This window comes from Candidatus Dactylopiibacterium carminicum (assembly GCF_014736495.1).
GTDB classification, from domain to species: Bacteria; Pseudomonadota; Gammaproteobacteria; order Burkholderiales; family Rhodocyclaceae; genus Uliginosibacterium; species Uliginosibacterium carminicum.
Genome location: NZ_MDUX01000003.1, coordinates 38,330 through 56,409 on the forward strand (window position 1 = coordinate 38,330; position 18,080 = coordinate 56,409).

An 18,080-nucleotide genomic window follows, 5' to 3' on the forward strand; every position below is an offset into this window, starting at 1 on the left:
ACGGGTCTGGCGGATCTAGCCGGCGGCATCGCTGATGGTGATGCTGGCGCCCGCCATCGGGCCTTCCAGTGCCGCCACACCGCTCAGGCGTACGGTGTTTGCGGGGGAGGCCGGCGTCTGGCCGGGTGTGGTGCTGCAGGCGATCAGGGTCATGGTGATACTGGCGCATAGCGCCGTCTGGCGGAGGAAACGGGTGGACATGGAGGTGCGCCCCGGGGTGAGAGGAAGGCCATATTGTTGGCTGCACGGCACGGCGGCGTCCTGATGGCGATTGCTGATCTTTGTGCTCGTTTGCAGATCCTGCTACCGGGGATGCGCGCCGGCCGGCCGCTCATCCAGCGCTGGAGCCGGGAGACCGGGTGCTGCGGTTTCTTGGGGTACAGTCGCCCGATTGTCTGTATGACTTTCGGTTAAACGATGCAAATCGGGTTAAGACCCCCGGGGTTTGGTCGCCCATCAAGGAAATCCGCCATTACTGCGGCGCATGACGGGCGCAGATGATGGCTGGTCTGCCAGACCGGTCGCGCAAGGCTCCTGATGCTGAGTCATTTTTCGTACAAGTCTTCTCCGCTGTTCCGGATCGCCGGGAATGACTGGGTCGCGGCGACCCGGCGGGGATTCCTGTTGACCCTGCCGCTGATCATGGTCGGTGCCTTTGCGCAGGTGCTGCTGAGCGTGCCATGGATTTCCGCCATGGATGGCCAGGGGCGCTGGCTGCAGATATTCGTTCTGGTCCGGGAGTCCAGCTCGGGCGTCATTGCGTTGAGTCTGGTGATCACCATCAGCCATGTGCTGGCCGGGTTGCGGCAGGTGAAGCGGCGGCTGGATTTCAATCCGGTGGTGGCAGTCACCGTGGCCCTGATGTCTTTTCTGGTGTTGATGTTGCCCGCAGGAGATGAGACAGCGCGCAATCCTTTCGCGGTGCAGGCCGTGTTCCCCGCGATCCTGGTGGCTTTGCTGGCTACCGAGTTGTTCATCCGTCTGCTTGGGGTCCGCCTGCTGGATTTGCGTGCGTACCGTTTCAACGATGGCGATCTGTTGCTGCCCGGCATGTTGCAGGCGATCCTGCCGGCCAGCCTGTGTATCGCCTGCTTCGTGTTCGTGCAGCAGATGCTTGGTTTGGGCGGTGGTTCGGTTTCCTCGCTGCTGGCCGGATGGACAGATGCCTTGTTCGCTCCGCTGGATTCGCCATTGCTTCGCATGCTGATGTTCTGTCTGCTCAGCCAGTTACTGTGGTTTTTCGGTGCTCATGGCAACAATATCCTGGGTGCGGTGGAAGCCCGCTACCTGAATGCGGCTACGGATGCGAACGCGGCCGCCGTGGCTGCCGGCGCGGTGCCGACCGAGATATTCAGCAAGCCGTTGTTCGATGTGTTCGTGCTCATGGGCGGTTCGGGCACGGCCTTGGCGCTGCTCATCGCCGTGCTGCTGTTCTGGCGTGGCAGCCATCAGGCACGCCTGGCTCGGTTCGCGTTCGTGCCGGGCCTGTTCAATATCAGCGAGATAATCGTGTATGGGTTGCCGGTGGTGCTCAATCCGGTGTTCTTCATCCCTTTCGTGTTGAGTCCGCTGTTGCTGGTACTCGTCAGTGGATTCGCCACATTCAGCGGTTTCATCCCCCCCATCCACCAGGCAGTTCCCTGGACTACGCCGCCTCTGTTGGGGGGCTACCTTGCGACCGGGTCCTGGCGCGGGGTTGCCCTGCAGTTGTTCAACCTTGCATTGGCCGTTGCGGTGTACGCGCCTTTCGTGCGTGCCGCCCGCCGCCAGTTCAACGAATTGCGCCAGCACGAATTCCACGAGTCGCTGCGCAAGATGGAGGCTCTGACCACGAATCCGGGCGCCAACCTGCTGATGCGCCTCGACACCGTGGGAAGCCTGGCGCGCCAACTGGCGCAGGATCTGATGCTGGACGCGCTGGAAGGCCGGCTGCATCTTCAATACCAGCCACAGGTCAATGCGGCCGGGCGGGTCGTCGGCGTGGAGGCGCTGCTGCGCTGGGATCATGCGGTATTCGGTGCGGTGCCGCCCAATATCGCCGTGCTCATCAGCGAGGAAGCGGACCTCATCTGCCCGCTCGGCGAGTGGATCGTGGATCAGGCGCTGCGCCAGCAGGCCCAGTGGTTGGCGCAGGGGATGACCGGCGTGAGGATGTCGATCAACATCTCGCCCATCCAGCTGCAGGACGCGAGGTTTGTCCCCCGCCTGCAGGAGGCATTGGCGCGCCACGGTCTTGCCGCCGGCAACGTCGAGCTGGAGATCACCGAAGGGCGCGCGGTGGCCCATGACGATGCCACCGTGCAGACAATGATTGATCTGATGACCATGGGCGTGCGCCTTGCCATCGATGATTTCGGCATGGGCTACAGTTCCCTGCTCTACATGCGCCGCTTCAGTGTGGATGCGATCAAGCTCGATGGTTCGCTGACTCGTGAAGTTTCGGGCAACCGCAATTGCCAGGAGATCATCGAGACCATCTCGCATCTGTGCCGCACCAAGCAGGTCCGCATGGTTGCCGAGTTCGTCGAGACCGAGGCCCAGCGGGATCTGCTCGCCACGCTGGGTTGCAGCGAATACCAGGGGCATCTCTACAGCAGGCCCTTGCTCCCCGAGGATTGCCGGCGGTACATCGCGCGATGCAATGCGGGTTTCGAGCCCCCTGCGCCGACGGAAGGGGCCGAAGTCAGCCGAATGTGAAGGCGAAGGCCTGCACTCCAGGGCCCAGGAATTCGATTTCGAACGTCATTTCCCTGATTGCACCGTGCTGTCGCACGAGCTGGTAGAGGCGCTGCTCCGTGACGATGCCCATGCCTTGTGCGTCGATATCCCCACCCCGGTCTTCGCCGGGGGCGGCGCCCTCCAGCCGGACGCGGAACCGTACCGGTTGGCCATCCGGCCCGGGCCCCATGACGAGATGGAGGTCGCGGGCCTTGAAGCGGAAGGCGATGCGGCCGGAGTGACCGATCAGGGTCGCTTCGTCGTAGCCCACCCGCCAGTCGCCGCCCAGGCCCCAATCGTTCAGCGCGAAGGCGAAAGGAAGCGCGTAGGTGTGCGTCGCATCCTTCACCTTGCCACCGCGAGAGGCGAACGTCGTCACGCGCTCATGATCGTTGTCGGTGGGCCTGTAGCCGATGTAGGTTTCGGGTGAGCGCACGGACAGCCAGTCCGATTGCAGGCCGACGCCCTCGGTCACCGCGCTGACGATTCCCGTGTCCACGCCTTTCTGACCGGCTTCCGCCAGTAATTGCTGGATGACTCTTTCGGACTGCTCGTATTCCCCTTCGCCGAAGTGACGATAGCGCAGCCGTCCCTGCGCGTCGGCGAAGTAGTGCGCAGGCCAGAAGTGGTTGTCGAATGCGCGCCAGATCGTGAAATTGTTGTCGATGGCCACGGGATAGTGAATGCCCAGTTGCCGCACCGCGCGGCGGACGTTGTCGAGATCCTTCTCGAAGGCGAATTCGGGGGCATGCACACCGATGATCACCAGCCCCTGATCGCGATACTTGTCTGCCCAGGCGCGCAGATAAGGCAGGGTGCGCAGGCAGTTGATGCAGGAATAGGTCCAGAAATCGACCAACACGACCTTGCCGCGCAAGGCTTCGTTAGGGGCGGCGAGTTCAGCCATTCGACTGCGCCTGCCAGCGGGGGAAGTGGCCCTTCCACGGGCAACGCGGACGCATCTTCGCCCACGCCTGCCGAGGGGCCGCTGCCCGCGAACGTTGGTGCAATTCGCGAGATCAGCGCCTGTTCGACGCGATTGGTGCCTGCCAGGGAGAGTCGCGCCAGCAAGCCGGTATCCAGCCCAAGCGAGATGGCGACGACGCCAGCGAGCACGGCAGCGCCCAGCCCGCGCCGGATCCATTCGCCGGAGCCCAGGCCACGCCTGAGTGCGGCATGTACCTTATTGCCCGCCAACAGCGCCAGCCCCAGGGCGCTGGAAGCCCCCGCGGCATAGGCCAGCAGCAGCGAGGAGGTCTGGGCATTCGCGCCCTGCAGTGCCGCGCCGGTGAGGATCAGGCCCAGGATGGGGCCGGCGCAGGGTGCCCACAGCAGGCCCGTGGCAAACCCGAGCAGCAAGGATGTCGTTATCGGCGATCCGGTGCGGGATGCCGGCGATGACAGCCGCGCGCCCAGTGCCACGAATGGCCGTGCGAGCCGCGCCGCGAGCCCCGGAAACAGCAACGCAAGCCCGAACAGGCCGAGCAGCACCATGGCCACCGCCCGGCCGTACTGGTTGGCTTGAACCGCCCAGCCCCCTCCCACGGCTGCCAGCGTGGCGACCAGGGCAAACATGATCGTCATGCCCGCCAGCAAGGGCAGGCCGTTGCGAACGAAAGGCAGGCCGGTGCGTGCGAAGACGAAGGGCAGTACGGGCAGGATGCAGGGGCTGAGGATCGTCAGCACACCGCCAAGGTAGGCCAGCAACAGAAGAATCATGTCCATCCGCCTCGTGGTTACGGGCAGATTCTCAGCCCGAGGTCCGACGGAAGACCTGGGTCGCGAATGCCTTGCCCGAATCAAGCATGGTCGTGTATTCGGCCTCCTGTGTGAAACCATGCAACGTGGCACTGGCAGCCAGCTCGTCGGGGGGCACCAGGCGCATCAGGGGGGGCAGCGTCTGCAGGCTCCGGTAGGGGGAGGGGGACACCGCATGGAGCTGCTCTGCCGGTAATTGTAGCACGCTGATCAGGTGACCACCCGGCTGGCATGCCTGCGCGAGATGCCTCAGGGCTGTCGGCAGCGAGACGTATTCGAATACCAGTGCGGCGTAGAGGAGTTCGACCGGCTCGAACGGCAGCGGGCCTGCCTGGATGTCGGCCACATGAAGCTCCAGACCGGAAATATGGGCTCCGTAGCGGGTCGATGCGGCTGCGATGTAGTCCGGGTTGATGTCGACGCCTACTACCCGCCGGGTCGAGGCCGGAATCCTGTCGAATCCATTGCCGCCTGCACAGCCGACGATCGCCACGGTGTCCGGCGTAAACCGCTGCAGCGCAGTCACCAGTCCGTCTGCCAGCATCTGCGCCTGGGCGATGGCCGGCAAGGCCATGTGGGATTCGTAATCGGTGAGCGGTATTTCAAGCCAGGGGTTGGTCATGGCGTGATCTCGGGGAGTCAGCTTTTCCCCATCGCGATCAGGACGATGGCGACGATGGCCAGCACGATACCTGCCTGATTCAGGCGGGAGAGGCGTTCGCGGAATGCGAAGACGCCGACCAGCGTACCGAGCACCACCACGCCGATATTCATGCTGGCGAATACCACGGCGGGCTGAGCGCTCAGGGCGCGGTGGGCGAGGATGTAGAAGAGTATGTTGCAGAAATTCAGCGTGCCCAGCAGCAGGCCGGCCGCGCAGTTGCGCAGCGTGAGTCCGGCTCCGCCACGTGCCGCGCGCACGCCCAGCCAGGTGGCCATGCCGATGAAGGCGAGGCCGAAGCTCAATTGCAGCGAGGCGGCAAAGGGCGTGCCGGCCGCCGCGATGTGCTTGAGCATCACGTCGACCAGCGCGAAGCCGGTCCAGACCGTGAGCAGTGCCGGCCAGGCGCTTACGCCGCCACTGCCGGCAGCCTGCCCCGGGCGGGCGAGGATGCCCACCACGGCAAGCAGGCCGAGGCCGAGGCCGGTGAGCTTGAGCGTGCTGGCCGTCTCGCCGAAGAGCAGGAAGGCTGCGAGCAGCGAAAGCAGCAGTGATAGCCGCTGGGCGATGTCGGTCAGCACGATGCCGGCACGGCGCACGCAATGCGCCAGCACCAGAAACAGGGTCGGCAGCACCACGGCCAGGCCCAGCAGCGAGGGCCAGGGCGTGCCTGGCTGCTGCAGGCTGTGCAGTGGCGGCTGCAACAGGAACCAGCACAGGATGGAGGCAGCAAGATAGTTCCAGCCGATGGCCTGGGCCACATCCACCTCATGGCGGCGGGCGATCTTCAGCAGCACGGAGACCAGTACGCTGCAACTGGCGGCAAGCAGGACGTAGAACATGAGAATTCGTCTGGGCAGGGGAACGGGGGCGCCATTGTGCCATTCACCCGTTTCCTTCCGGGCGGTGGCCGGAAACCTCGGCACCGGCAGCCGGCGGCAAGCGCAGGAACTGGCAGGCGGCCACCAGTGCAAGCAGGCCGCTGAGCAGGAAGGCGATGCGGAAGTCGGTGAGATCGGGCTGCGCATGGCCGCGCAGTGCCGGCGTCACGTGCAGCAGCAGGGCGGCCAGCGCCACGCCCAGCAGCATTGCCAGCTGCTGGAACATGCTGGTCAGCGTGCTGGCCGAGCTGCGGTCGCGCGCATCCACATCGGCAAAGGCGAAGCTGCCGAGCGCCGTGAATTCCATCGAGCGCGTGAGGCCAGCGAAGAACAGGCTGGCGAACATCCAGCCGTGCGCGGTTTCCTCACCGAACAGGCCACAGGCCGCGATCGACAACCCGCACAGCACGCCATTGAGAAACAGTACGCGGCGGAAACCGAAAGCGCGCAGCGTGCGTGTGGTGATCGCCTTCATGCCCAGGTTGCCGGCGAAATAGGCGAACAGGAAACTGCTTGCCCCCAGCGCGCTGAGCCCGAAGGCCATCTGGTAGAGCAGCGGCAGCAGGAATGGGGTGGCACTGATCGCGATGCGGATCCAGGTGCCGGCCGAGAGTGTGGACAGGGCGAAGCTCTGGATCTTGAAGGTGCGCAGGTCCAGCAGCGGATGGGTCACTCTGCGCAGGTGGCGTACCGCGAGCAGGCTCAGTGCGAAGCCGGCACCGATGAGCAGCCAGGGTAGCGGGCGGGCGATCGCGCCATGCCCCAGGGATTCCAGCCCGTACAGCGCCAGCCCCAGCGCACCGGCGGTATAGAGGAATCCGCTCCAGTCGAATGCGCCCGGGGGCTCCACCTGCGTGTGCGGCAGGAAGCGCGAGGCAAGCAGAAAGCCGACCAGGCCGATGGGCAGGTTGAGCAGGAAATTCCAGCGCCAGCCTGCGTAGGTAGTGATGAACCCGCCCAGCACGGGGCCGAGCACCGGGGCAAACAACGCCGGCCAGATCAGCACGGCGCTGGCCTCCAGCAGTTCCTGCTTGCTGGCCTGGCGCAGCACGATGATGCGCCCCACCGGCACCATCATCGCACCGCCCACGCCCTGCAGCATGCGCGCCAGGATGAATTGCGGCAGGGATTGCGCCAGCGCACAGGCCAGCGAACCCAGCGTGAATATCAGGATGGCGCCGAGAAATATGCGCAGGGCGCCGAAGCGGTCTGCCAGCCAGGCGGAAAGCGGCATCAGCGCTGCCACCACCAGCATGTAGGTGGTGATCCCGGCGCTCATCTGCACAGGTTTTACCCCCAGGCTTTGTGCCATCTGGGGGAGTGAGGTGTTGAGGATCGCGCCGTCCAGCATCTGCATGAAGGCTGCGCTGGCAACGATCAGCGCGGTGCGGCGTGTCAATGGATTGAGCGTGCTCATGAAGGAATAGTCGTCTGGAGGGGGCATGCGTGTCGCTGGCGCAGCGGCAAGCGTATCCTGCTCCAATTTAGCTGTCGGGAGGCCGGCATGCATCTCGAATCCCTGCTGAAGGAAGTGTCCGCCTGCGATCATGGCTTTCTGCCGATACAGCAGGCGGCAGATGAAATCCATGCTGCCCTGTCCGCCAGGGACTGTCTGGTACTGGCGCGCCAGATCCTGGTTTCGGAGACCCCGCCGGAGCGCTCGCTCGCAACCTTCCTGCTCGGGCGACTGGCTGCCGGCTCGGCCGAGAGCCTGGCGACGATGCGTGAGGTGGTCAGCCAGGATGCCGACTGGCGTGTGCAGGAGATTCTGGCCAAGGCGTTTGACCGTTTCTGCGCCGATCTCGGTTACGAAAAGGCTTGTCCGACGATAGATGACTGGCTTGCCGATGCTTGCGCCAACGTGCGCCGTGCCGTGACCGAAGGCCTGCGCATCTGGACCGGCCGGCCGTATTTCCGTGAGCATCCGCAGGAAGCCATCCGTCGGCTGGCGGCCTTGCGCGAGGATCCCAGCGAATACGTACGCAAATCAGTGGGCAACGCGCTACGCGACATCAGCAAGAAACACCCGCAGGCTGTCGCGGACGAACTTGCCAGCTGGGAGCTGGATGACCGGGGCGTACGGCAGACCCACAAGCTGGCCTGCGCACATCTGCAGAAGCGGGCGGGCGGCATCTGAGCCCGCCCCCCCCTTGCGCTAGTTGCTGGAGGAGCCGTTCCCCGAGGCGACCTCCTGAACGATCTTCCAGCCTGCGGGGCCTTCATAGCGCAGAACCAGGCGCTTGTTCACATCATCGTTGTAGTTGGATGAGCGATAGCGCTGCGCGAAGCTGACCTCGCAGCTGTTCTCGCTCAGCTGCTTGACCTGCAAGCCGTTGAGGCTGACGGAGATCTGCTCCTTGTTTAGGCGCTCGGCGCGGAAGCGTTTCCAGTCTTCCCGGTCGGCACGCGTCATCGGCTGGAAGTTTGTGGAGTAATAGCCGAGATACTTGTTCAGATCGCGCGCGGACCAGGCTGCCGCCCAGTCATTGGCGGCGAATTCGCATTGTGCGGGCACCGGCCCCTTGTCGCTCGGGGGAAGGGCCGCCTGTGGTGCGGGGGGCGGTGTTTGCATCGGGGCCGCCGGGAGGATTGGCGCCGGAGGCGGCAGGCTAAGAGGTAAGGCCACTTCCAGATTGATCGCCGCGGCGTTGCGCTGCTGGCTGCAGTAGGCCACGGAATCTTCCGGATCTTCCTCGTCTCCGGGCGGAACGCCGGCTGTCACCGGAGCCAGGCCAAGGCTGGGCAGCAGGCGATGCGATGTGGATAGCACCTGGAATTCGGCTTGTTGCAGATCGAACTGTGCCGCCGCGTAGGCCCGGCGCGCCTGGAATAGTTCGTTTTCGGTATCCAGCAGGTCGAGCAGGGTGCGCTGGCCGATGTCGAACTGCTGGCGGTAGGCGTCGCGTGCCCGTTGCGTGGATTGCAGGTTCTGGTTCAGGAAGATCATCTGCTCGCGCAGTTTGCGGATGTTGCTCCAGGCGATGGAGGTTACTTGGCGGATGTCGCGACAGCTTTTTTCGCGGGCGGCGAGCGCCGTGTCGAAGTTCTCGAGGGCCTGTCGTATGCGGGCACTGTCTGCGCCGCCCCGATACAGGTTGTAGTTCATCATGAGCTGGACCGCGCCGGAGTTATAGCTGCCATCGAAGCCAGAACGGTTGCGTTCGCTGCCCGCCGAGGCGCGGAATTCTAGCGTGGGTGATCTCGCTGCGCGGCGTACATCCGTTTGCGCGCGTGCTGCACGCAGGTTATAGACGGCGGCAATGAAGCCGGGGTTGCTCTGCAGCGCGTCGTTCAGCGCAGTCTGCTCGGGCGGTAGCTGGCCGGTCAGGTTGGGCGCATCGGCCAGCACTGGCGGTATCTCGCCGACGACCCGTTCGAAACGGGCGCTCACGTCATGAAGATTGCTCATGTCGGTCAGCCAGTTCGATTGAGCCAGAGCCAGACGCCCACGCGCCTGTTCAAGGTCGACCCGACGCCCGACTCCCGCCTGGGTACGTTCGTTGATCTGGTCGTAGATTTCCTTGTGGATCTGCCAGTTGTCCTGCGTCAGTTCGAGCAGTTGGCGATAGCGCAGCACATCCAGATAGGCGCGCGACGACTCGAAGGCCACGTCGTCGGCGGCCTGTAGCAATTCGTAATAACGCGTGACCCTGGCATATCCAAGACGGCGGATGTCACCGCGCGTGGCGCCGCCGTCGAACAGCAACTGGCGCAGCTCCACGATGGCGCCCGGGTGGTTGAAGTAGTTGCTGGTCCCCGCATCCGGGTCGTAACGCTCGCGGCCCGCGTAGGCCTGCACGTCGATGCGCGGGCGCAGGCCACCGCGTGCGGCATCCTGCTCGAAGCCGGAGGCCTTGTACTCATGCTGCTTCATCTGCACGTCGGGGTTGCGCGCCAGGGCACGCTCCGCGATCTCTTCCAGCGTGGCGGCATGCAGGTTCATGCCCAGCAGGGTCAGCGATAGGGCGAGTATGTTCTTGTGAAACATGAGGAGTCTCCGGTTCGATGCGTTCTTCTGGGATTGCCCGCGGCAAAGGCCGTGGTGCCGGCTGCTTGTTGCTCTCTGTTTTCTGGCTGGGGGCTGTCCGGGTATCCCAGGTGGGTCTCCGGTGGCATGCGGGGCTTTCTTTCCTGTTGCGGTGCGGCCGTTGCGGAGAGGGCCACCGGGCGCCTCGATTCATTCAAAGTCATTCCCCGGCAGATGCCGTCCGTCATGCCTTGACGTCGGTATATCGTGTCCGCAGGTACGGGCCGGTGGCCATGTCCCCGGGATCGGGCATGGCCACCCCGTGTGGGCTCAATCCACGTGCAATTTGCCCTTGTTGAGGAGGTCCTGGATGATGGACTGGTCATTCGCCAGGCTGCCGCCGTTGCTCAGATCCACCCCCTGCAGCACGATCTGCTGATCGACGGCGGCGGCGTTGTAACCGTTGCCGAAGGCGCCCTGGCTGCTGATCTGGATGGTGGTGCTGCCCGCCGCGACCGTGAAGTGCAGGTAGTTGGTGAGGTTGCCCAGATCCGTGCCGGAATGCTGCTCGCCCTGCAGCAGGTCGCGCAGGTTCAGTGCATCGCCGCTGGCGGTGGTCTTGTCGAAGTCCGTGATGGTGTCCACCGCAGGCGTACCGACCGTGCCGCGATCACCAAGCTGCCAGACGAATACATCCGAGCCGGTGCCCCCTGTCAGGACGTCATTGCCGGCGCCTCCGACGAGGCGATCGTTACCGGAACCTCCGTTGAGGATGTCGTTGCCATGACCGCCGAACAGGAAGTCATCGCCACTCCCTCCGTTGAGGATGTCATTGCCGTGGCCACCGCTGAGCAGGTCGTGCCCGGCGCCGCCGTTGAGGACGTCATTGCCACCACCACCGGATAGCTGATCGTTGACGTCCGTGCCATTGAGCGTGTTGTTGCCATCATCCCCGGTCAATGCGTTGGTGTAGCTGCGCAGCGTGAGCGTGCTGCTGCTGGTGTCGCCGTCGCTGTCCGTCAGCGTGTAGCCGATGACGACTGGTGCGACCACCGTGTCGCAATCGTCCGTCAGGATGGACTGGTAGCTGATGCCCGAGATGCGTGCATAGGTGTCGGACGCCGCCTGCACCTCGACCGAGCCTACGTTGCTGAATTCCGGGGGCAGGGTGACCGTGCCTTCGTCGGTGCTGGTGAAGGTGCCGAGCAGATGGCCGTCGATGTGGTACACGCTGTAGGTCAGCGAGCTGGCTCCGCCCACGCTGGTGCGATCACCGAGATTGCTGTTGTCCGCATTGATGACGAAGCGCAGATTCTCGACTCCGTGCGGATGCGTGGCGCTGTTGAATGTGAACACCATGGTTTCGAGCGCATCCAGATAGCGGTTGGGGCTGTTGCGCACATCCGAGCTCATGGCCGAATTGTTCACCCCCTGGCCTGTGACGCCCGCGCCGTTGTTCCAGAAGGTCAGCAGATTGTTGGGATAGGTTATCGAGGCGTTGTTGCCGTTTTCGTCACGACCGGTGACGCTGAGGCCGCTCGATGCGCTGGGGGTCCAGTCGAGGTCGACCGAGATGGTGCTGGACGTTGGCGGGTTGGGCAGGTCGGCCTTGGCCGGGGTGTAGTTGTAATAGCCCGCGCTGTTGAATACCAGGCTGGAGCCATTGGAGGCGTGCGTCCAGGTCAGTGTGCCGCTGGCATTGACCGTGTAGCTGCCGCCGAGCACGTTGCCGCTGTTTGCCGCGGCGAGATTGAAGGTATGCCCCTGGAACACGATGCTCGTCACATGAGCGTTGTCGACGATGGTGTCGGCACTGGAGCCACGCGCGGTGAAATCCGTTACCAGCGTGCCTTCGGCAAGCCCGGAGTTAGTATCCAGCCCGGTGATCACGTTGCCGGTGAAGCTTGTGCCGTTGGGGGCGAGGGTGTCGAAATCCGGGCGTGCGATGGGGTGCCCATCCACCACTGCGAAGGTCAGGGTGGTGGGCTGGGTCAGGTCGCCATCGCCATCCGTCGCCACGAAGCTCAGTGAGAAGCTGCTGCCTTCAGAGGCGGAACCACCGGTGTAGTAGGTGTAGCCGCCAGTGGCGAAGTTGAAGTTCAGCGTGCCTTGCGTGAAGCCACGGGCGCTGGTCAGGTTGAGCGTGTCACCGCTGATCGGTGAGCCTGCTGGGTGCCCCCCCGCCCAGGAAATCTGGTGGGAGTTCGCGTTGTAGCTGAATGTCACGTTGGTATCCGCCGTGCCATTCGCGTCGGTATCCAGCTTGACCGTAAGCGTCTTGATATATCCGCCATCAGCACCCAGCGCACTGGTCAGTGAGCCCTGGCCATCGGTGATCACGTTGCCGCCATAACCCGTCGGGACTGAATTGGTCAGCGTACCCGACAGATCGTTGAGGTCCGGAATGATGATCGCGCTGTCGCGGGTGCCACTGCTGTCGGCATCCACGTTGTGGATGGTATTGAGTGCGGTGGAGGCGGTGATGCCTGAGCCGACGCCGATGGCGTAGGACTGGATGCCGTTATTGGCCGTGAAGGTATTCCAGGCCGAGGTGGCGGTATTGGTGTTGCTCGAGGTCGGGGCTCCATCCGAAATGAAGTAGCTCACGGTCTGTGCGCTGGTGTTGTCCACCACTCCGTTGCTGTTGGCATCCAGCGCCTTGCGTGCGGCAGTGAGCCCGGCCTCATAGTTCGTGCCGCCGTCGGCGGAGACGGAGATGCTGTCGATCGCTGCGAGTGCCGCCGTCTTGCTGGTGAAGGTCGTTGTGCCGCCGTAGCTCACCAGTGTGCCGGAGGGGCCGAAGGTGACCAGATGCACGGTGACGCTGGAGGCCTGGTCGAAGTACTGGCTGATGAGGTTCTTCATGGCTATCTTGGCCATGTCCAGACGTGTGGTCAGGCTCACCGAGCCACCTGCGGCCTGAGACTGAACCACGCCCCCGGCTTCCGCCAGCGTCATTGAGCGCGAGGTGTCGAGTACCAGCAGCAGGTTGTAGTCGGGCTGCGAGGCCTCCGCCACCTGTACCGTGCGGCTGACGGTCTGCGGACGGTCATCGATGATGCTGACCTGCAGATGCGCTGTGCTGCCATTGCTGGTGGTGTAGGCGATGCTCTCGGTGAGGCTGTTGTTGTTTGCCGGCGCGCTGTTGTCGGCGAGCGACTTCAGCGTATAGACGTAATCGCCGGAGCCGCTGCCGCTGGTATTGACGACGAGGTGGCCGTGCGCCGTATCGATGCCGATATAGCCGGCGCGGGTGTCGGTGTCGTTCGCCGAGCCATCCGTAACGCCGGCCACGCTGGTGATCGAGGCCGAGGTATTGCCGTCGTTGGCCAGCAGGTTGCCGGTAGCCACCGTCGTGCCACCGCCTGTCCCGCCGGGCAATGCACTTTCATAAACGGTCGCCAGATCGTCGATGCCGGAGTAAGCGGTGATCGAAACCGTGGCCGTGCTCGTCTGACCGTCATCGTCGGTCAGGGTATAGGTGAAGCTGCCGGTGCCGGTGCCGGTGCCGATGGCCGAGGGGGTGAAGGTCCAGGTACCGTCTCCGTTATTCACCAATGCTCCGCCGGATACCGACCCCGTGGCCGTGATCCGTGCGTTATCGAATAGCGTGTCGTTGGACAGCAACTGCGCTGTGGTCAGCGTGATCGGCGTTCCCAGCAGGGTGGAGAAGCGATCCCCCACCGCCACCGGTGTGCCATCGTCGACCGTCAGCACATTCAGGTTGACCGTGGCAGGCGTTGCATCACGCAGCCCCAGATTGTTCTGTGCGGCGTACTGGAAGCTGGCGTTGCCGCTTTAGTTAGGTGCGGGCATGAAATATACCGGGCCGCTGACCAAATCCCCCGCTGAAATCTGATGGGTCATCGCTGCATCGGAATACAGGATGCCATTGCCGGGCAGGCTGGAAATGACATAGCCAGAGATCGTGCCATCCACGTCGGATCCGTGCAGGTTGATCGTCAACCGGGTGTCTTCGTTGCCGGAGATATGGAGGTCATCCGTCGTCGGCGCATCGTTGGTGCCGGTGACGGTGATGGAAAGCTGTGCGGTATCGGAGCCCCCCTGACCGTCGGAGACGGTGTAGGTGAAGGTATCGGTCGCGGTAGCCCCTGCGGCCAGCGCATCGGCCCGGTTGGCGACATAGACGTAGGAGCCATCGGCATTGAGGGTGAGGGTACCGTAGGTGCCCACGAGCGCAGCGCCCACGGTGCCGGCAGTCCCGCCCCCGGTCTCGGTCCCGGTACGCACGGCGGAGACACTCAGGGAGTCCCCATCGGGGTCAGAGTCGCGGCCTGCGGCCGTGCCTGCACTCTGGATCACGCCATTGGCAGCGGAGACGCTGAGAGTGGCATCCTCGGTCACCGCACCGGTGTCGTTGTTGGCCGTGGGCGCATCATTGACGGCGGTCACTGTGAGATTGACCGTTGCGGTGGAAGTCCCGCCCTGACCGTCGGAGACGGTATAGGTGAAGGAAGCCGGCCCGTTGTAATTGGCGTTGGGCGTGAAGACCACGTTGCCACTGGCATCCAGGGCCACGGTGCCATTGACGGCGCCCTGCACGGAGGTGAGGGTCAGCGGATCGCCATCGGGATCGGTGTCGTTGGCCAGCAGCGAAGCGGCAGTGATGGAGACCGGGGTGTCCTCGGCCGTGGTCAGCGTGTCGTTGTTGGCCGTGGGATTGTTGTTGGTGGGGGCAGGGATGTCGAATTCGCCGGAGTCGGTGGCCGTGCTTTGGTTTCCGGCTGCGTCGGTGCCGCTGGCGACCACTGTGTAACCGCCTTCGGGCAGGGGGGCGGGAACGTCTGCGCTATAGCTGCCATCCGGCTGGACTATGGCCGTGAACTGCTGCGCATTGCCGTTGGCGTCCGTCACCGTCAGGCTGATGCTGCTGCTGGTAGGCAAGTCGGTGCTGCCGGTGATGGTAGGAGTGGAGTCGTTGGTGAGCGCGGGGGCGTCGACGGTGATGGACGGGGCCGTTACGTCCACCTGGTAGGCATGTTCTATCGATGCCGGCGTTCCGGGATTGCCTGCTGCGTCCGGGGCAGGGGTGATCGTGGCTGTGATCTGGTCATTAGCTGCCAGTACACTGCCCGGAACCGGAATGCTGTATTGGTTATTGGAGTCGACCACACCGGAGTAGGTCTGGCCACCGATGGTCAGCGTGACCGTATCGCCTGGTCTGGCGCTGCCGCCGACCGAGCCTGTGATCGCGATGTTGCCCTGGGCTTCGCTTTGGTTGACCGTATTGTCTGACGTGATCGGATCAAGGCTGATGGTGGCTGTTGGCGGTGTGGTATCTAGTGAAGGGGAACGAGATAAATCCGGGGGGTGGTGCTAGATAAATCCGGGATACAGCGGGACGTATCGGGATTTGACGGGACCGGCTCCGCAAATTGATTGCGTGGGATGCAATCAGTCGGAGTCGGTGGTGTCTTCGAAGAGGCGGGGCTGGACGCGCGGGAGTTCTCGGGCGTGGACGCGGGCGATGAGCTTGCGGAGTCCGCGCTCCGTCATCCCTGTTTCTTTCACCAGCTCATGGTAGTTGTCACCCCGGAACCGCCGATAGATGGCGAGATCGCGAGCAGCCAGCTTATAGCGATAGTCCTTCGGGAAGTTCAGGTTCTGGCCTCCCCAGTGCTCAGCGAGAAAATCCGCGATGGCGACCGCGACCTGCTCTGCCACATCTGCAGGCAGGCCGTGATCGATGCAGATCCTGCGACCGTGCGATTCCACGTCTGACAGCAGCTCGGTACGCAGTGCCTCGGTCTTTGTATTAATCGCCATCTCGCAATTCCCCTGCCTTGCGCAGCACCTGCTCGAACCGTGCCTGGTGCTGCTGGATCGGATCGACGCGACCACCGAGCGCGGCCTCTGCCACCGCCAGGCACCGCTCATGCTGCACAGCCAACTCGGCCAAGCTGGGCGTCATCGAGAGACCGAGCGCCTGCCAAAGCGCCCGCTGCCGCTCGGTGAGGATGCGGTTGCGCCACTTCTTCATGTGCTCGATCACGCTGCTGGCCTGCTTGCTTGAGAGCCACTGCAACGCCTCGATCTTTGTATGCCTGCAGACGAAGGCAGCCATGGCCTGCTCTGACGGATCGCGGATGATCCCCATGCCGTGCAGCTCCAGCCAAATGCCACGGATCATGCGGCTCTGATCGTCATCTGCCATGGCTCGATTGCCGCCCCGGCGCTGTGTGCCAGCGCTGGCATTCACCTTCACCTTGAAGCCTGCAGACTTGAGATGCGCGATCACCCGCTCCAGCTGAGTCACGCTGCAATCCGCCGCGCTGTCATGCGCGCCGCGCGTCTTTTCGCGGATGATGGATCGATAGGTATTTTCATCCATCGCAAGTTCGCGGCGCCCGACGTGGATCAAGCGGATCAGGCGGATGCGGTCATCTGATGATGTCGTCGCCATCGCATTCACCACTTGATGAGCTGGCCCGCGAGCCAGACCACGCCAGAGCATTCCGCCTCCGCATTGAAGAATGCGAAAAACGCTTTCGCATCAGCAAAGCCATCTGCGCGGGCCAGCTCTTCGATTTCGTCTTCGAAGAGCGGCATGCGGACGCCAGCCTTCTGCAGCTCCACCGCGCCCGCGCTCGGATTGATCGCGATCGACTGCACGCTGCGGCACACGGCCACGCCTAGGCGCTCGCACCCGGCTTGCCGCATGCCTGTAAACATATGCAGCTGATCGCCCGCCTTGTACTGCCGGCGCGGGCTGAAGCGGATGGTCTGCAGTTTCACAGCTTCCCCGAGGAACGGCTCGCGCCCTGCGGCCCGCACCGCCAGCCCGGCGCGCACGGCCGGGGCGAACTGTTTCTTGAATGACAGAGAAGGCATCACGCACCCCCAATCATCAGCGGCACCGACGCTGCGCCCATGCCCTTGTTGAGTTCGGCCTCGCGGCCGGCGTCCTTACCTGCCGTGAAACTGGCGTATTCCTTGTTACTGAACTGGCGGCCGGCGTTGCGGTCGCGCACATCGAGCGTGCTCGTTTCCGGGTGATTCACCTTCATGTATGCATCCAGCGCCTCTTCGGTGGCTACCGATCCGGAGAGCGGCGCAACCTGGAGCGCGGCAGTCTGCACCCAGCCCTCGCAGAAGAGATCCGCCAGACGCGTCTTGTTCGATCTCTTGTAGCGCTTGAGCACATCCTTGATGTGCTGCTTGCGGGCACGGCTAGCCTGGCGGAACAGTACTTCGAAGGCGTACTGCGCCACGTCGTTGGCGGGATAAACGCCGATAAAAGACCACTCGGGCACGTAGCCGAACGAACTTAGCAGGCTGCCCGAAAACATCAGGCGGCAACCTAACACGTTGGCAATATGTCCAGCCAATTGGATCTCCCAGCGCGGCGGCGCTTCCGTAGCTCCAGCCCGAGCACGTGCCTCACTCACGCCAATAGCCAGCATTTCAGCTTGAGTGATACCGCAGGACTCCATAAGTGCTCGCGCCTGACGCAGTGCAGTGGCAGCCTCGTGCTCATTGCCGCTTTGAGCCAGTGCCATGCACTTCTTGATCTTGTCGAGGATCTTGGCTTTATCCTCCATCACTCGCCCTCCTCATCCTGTTTGTCATCCGTCGCAGCCTTGAGCAGCGCGTCGACCATCTTGTCGACCGCGCTGTCGACGGGGCGGATCAGCAACACGTCGCCGCCTTCTATGACGTTGATGCCCAAGCGCTTCAGCTCGGCGCCGGTGAGGTTTGCGAGCGCGTCCTTTGCCGGCTTCTTGCTTGTAGCGATCAGCACGTCGGCCTGCTCGGGGAAGTGGCGCTCGATGAGGAGCACAACGCGGTCCGGATCGTCGAATTCGATCTTCCCCTTGCTCTTCTGGAAGCCGACCTTGATGCCGTGCAGGACGCGTGATTTAGGTTTTGCGAACAGATCCGGAGCCTCTTCGATGAGCGCGCGCAGCTTGTCGTGTTGCTCGCTTGCGCGGCGGATGGCGCGGCGTATAGCGGGCAGGCGGTCGGATTTGATGGCCTCCGTCGTTGCCTGCAGCTCCGTGAGCAGGCCGGCGAGCGTTTCGCGCGCTTCGGAATAGCGCTCGGCCTGGCGTTCGATGTCGTTCATTGCAGTCAT

The 18,080-nt window shown here is 63.7% G+C and carries 16 protein-coding genes and 1 pseudogene; 2 read left to right on the forward strand and 15 right to left on the reverse strand.

Annotation, left to right across the window (positions count from 1 at the left end; genetic code table 11):
• Positions 1 to 15: 15 nt before the first annotated feature.
• Positions 16 to 201 (reverse strand): hypothetical protein, encoded by a 186-nt coding sequence (locus tag BGI27_RS01585; protein WP_095523166.1) that lies wholly within the window; start codon positions 199 to 201, stop codon positions 16 to 18.
• 336 nt (positions 202 to 537) lie between these two features.
• On the opposite strand from BGI27_RS01585, the gene BGI27_RS01590 reads away from it, so the two are divergent.
• Complete coding sequence (locus BGI27_RS01590) at positions 538 to 2,697, forward strand: EAL domain-containing protein (protein WP_095523167.1); 2,160 nt, start codon at positions 538 to 540, stop codon at positions 2,695 to 2,697.
• Here the strand turns inward: BGI27_RS01590 and BGI27_RS17800 are convergent.
• From BGI27_RS17800 to BGI27_RS01610, 5 genes are all read right to left on the reverse strand, one after another.
• The gene (locus BGI27_RS17800; protein WP_239591082.1) at positions 2,684 to 3,580 is read right to left on the reverse strand and encodes a redoxin domain-containing protein; all 897 of its coding nucleotides are present in this window, start codon (positions 3,578 to 3,580) and stop codon (positions 2,684 to 2,686) included. The two genes, BGI27_RS01590 and BGI27_RS17800, sit on opposite strands and share 14 nt — an antisense overlap.
• Complete coding sequence (locus BGI27_RS18760; protein ID WP_338140492.1) at positions 3,481 to 4,404, reverse strand: cytochrome c biogenesis CcdA family protein; 924 nt, start codon at positions 4,402 to 4,404, stop codon at positions 3,481 to 3,483. The genes BGI27_RS17800 and BGI27_RS18760 overlap by 100 nt, the downstream gene beginning before the upstream one ends.
• Before the next feature lie 64 nt (positions 4,405 to 4,468).
• A complete protein-coding gene (locus BGI27_RS01600; protein WP_095523168.1) occupies positions 4,469 to 5,098 on the reverse strand; it encodes a class I SAM-dependent methyltransferase in 630 nt (209 codons plus the stop codon).
• A 17-nt stretch (positions 5,099 to 5,115) separates the two neighbouring features.
• Entirely contained in the window at positions 5,116 to 5,979 is an 864-nt protein-coding gene (locus BGI27_RS01605) for an EamA family transporter (RefSeq protein WP_095523169.1), read from the reverse strand.
• A gap of 43 nt (positions 5,980 to 6,022) precedes the next feature.
• Complete coding sequence (locus BGI27_RS01610; RefSeq protein ID WP_095523170.1) at positions 6,023 to 7,462, reverse strand: MFS transporter; 1,440 nt, start codon at positions 7,460 to 7,462, stop codon at positions 6,023 to 6,025.
• A 60-nt stretch (positions 7,463 to 7,522) separates the two neighbouring features.
• On the opposite strand from BGI27_RS01610, the gene BGI27_RS01615 reads away from it, so the two are divergent.
• A complete protein-coding gene (locus BGI27_RS01615; protein WP_095523171.1) occupies positions 7,523 to 8,155 on the forward strand; it encodes a DNA alkylation repair protein in 633 nt (210 codons plus the stop codon).
• A gap of 18 nt (positions 8,156 to 8,173) precedes the next feature.
• On the opposite strand, the gene BGI27_RS01620 is transcribed toward BGI27_RS01615, so the two are convergent.
• The 9 genes and pseudogenes from BGI27_RS01620 to BGI27_RS01655 all read right to left on the reverse strand — a co-directional run bounded on the left by BGI27_RS01620 (position 8,174) and on the right by BGI27_RS01655 (position 18,080).
• Entirely contained in the window at positions 8,174 to 10,006 is a 1,833-nt protein-coding gene (locus tag BGI27_RS01620) for a TolC family outer membrane protein (RefSeq protein WP_095523172.1), read from the reverse strand.
• A 309-nt stretch (positions 10,007 to 10,315) separates the two neighbouring features.
• Positions 10,316 to 13,702, reverse strand: a complete 3,387-nt coding sequence (locus tag BGI27_RS01625) for a type I secretion C-terminal target domain-containing protein (RefSeq protein ID WP_095523173.1) — start codon at positions 13,700 to 13,702, stop codon at positions 10,316 to 10,318.
• A gap of 81 nt (positions 13,703 to 13,783) precedes the next feature.
• The gene (locus tag BGI27_RS01630) at positions 13,784 to 14,974 is read right to left on the reverse strand and encodes an Ig-like domain-containing protein (RefSeq protein WP_263406595.1); all 1,191 of its coding nucleotides are present in this window, start codon (positions 14,972 to 14,974) and stop codon (positions 13,784 to 13,786) included.
• A gap of 45 nt (positions 14,975 to 15,019) precedes the next feature.
• Positions 15,020 to 15,280: pseudogene (locus BGI27_RS18395) on the reverse strand (Ig-like domain-containing protein); the annotation flags it as partial.
• Positions 15,281 to 15,400: 120 nt separating this feature from the next.
• Positions 15,401 to 15,772, reverse strand: coding sequence for a Mor transcription activator family protein (locus BGI27_RS01635; protein ID WP_095523175.1), 372 nt, complete (start codon positions 15,770 to 15,772; stop codon positions 15,401 to 15,403).
• Positions 15,762 to 16,460 (reverse strand): gp16 family protein, encoded by a 699-nt coding sequence (locus BGI27_RS01640; RefSeq protein ID WP_223871535.1) that lies wholly within the window; start codon positions 16,458 to 16,460, stop codon positions 15,762 to 15,764. Before BGI27_RS01640 ends, BGI27_RS01635 begins: the two co-directional genes overlap by 11 nt.
• Entirely contained in the window at positions 16,415 to 16,741 is a 327-nt protein-coding gene (locus tag BGI27_RS01645; RefSeq protein WP_141239692.1) for a hypothetical protein, read from the reverse strand. Before BGI27_RS01645 ends, BGI27_RS01640 begins: the two co-directional genes overlap by 46 nt.
• Before the next feature lie 95 nt (positions 16,742 to 16,836).
• Positions 16,837 to 17,547 (reverse strand): DUF7168 domain-containing protein, encoded by a 711-nt coding sequence (locus BGI27_RS01650; protein ID WP_095523177.1) that lies wholly within the window; start codon positions 17,545 to 17,547, stop codon positions 16,837 to 16,839.
• Positions 17,547 to 18,080 (reverse strand): host-nuclease inhibitor Gam family protein, encoded by a 534-nt coding sequence (locus BGI27_RS01655; protein ID WP_095523178.1) that lies wholly within the window; start codon positions 18,078 to 18,080, stop codon positions 17,547 to 17,549. Before BGI27_RS01655 ends, BGI27_RS01650 begins: the two co-directional genes overlap by 1 nt.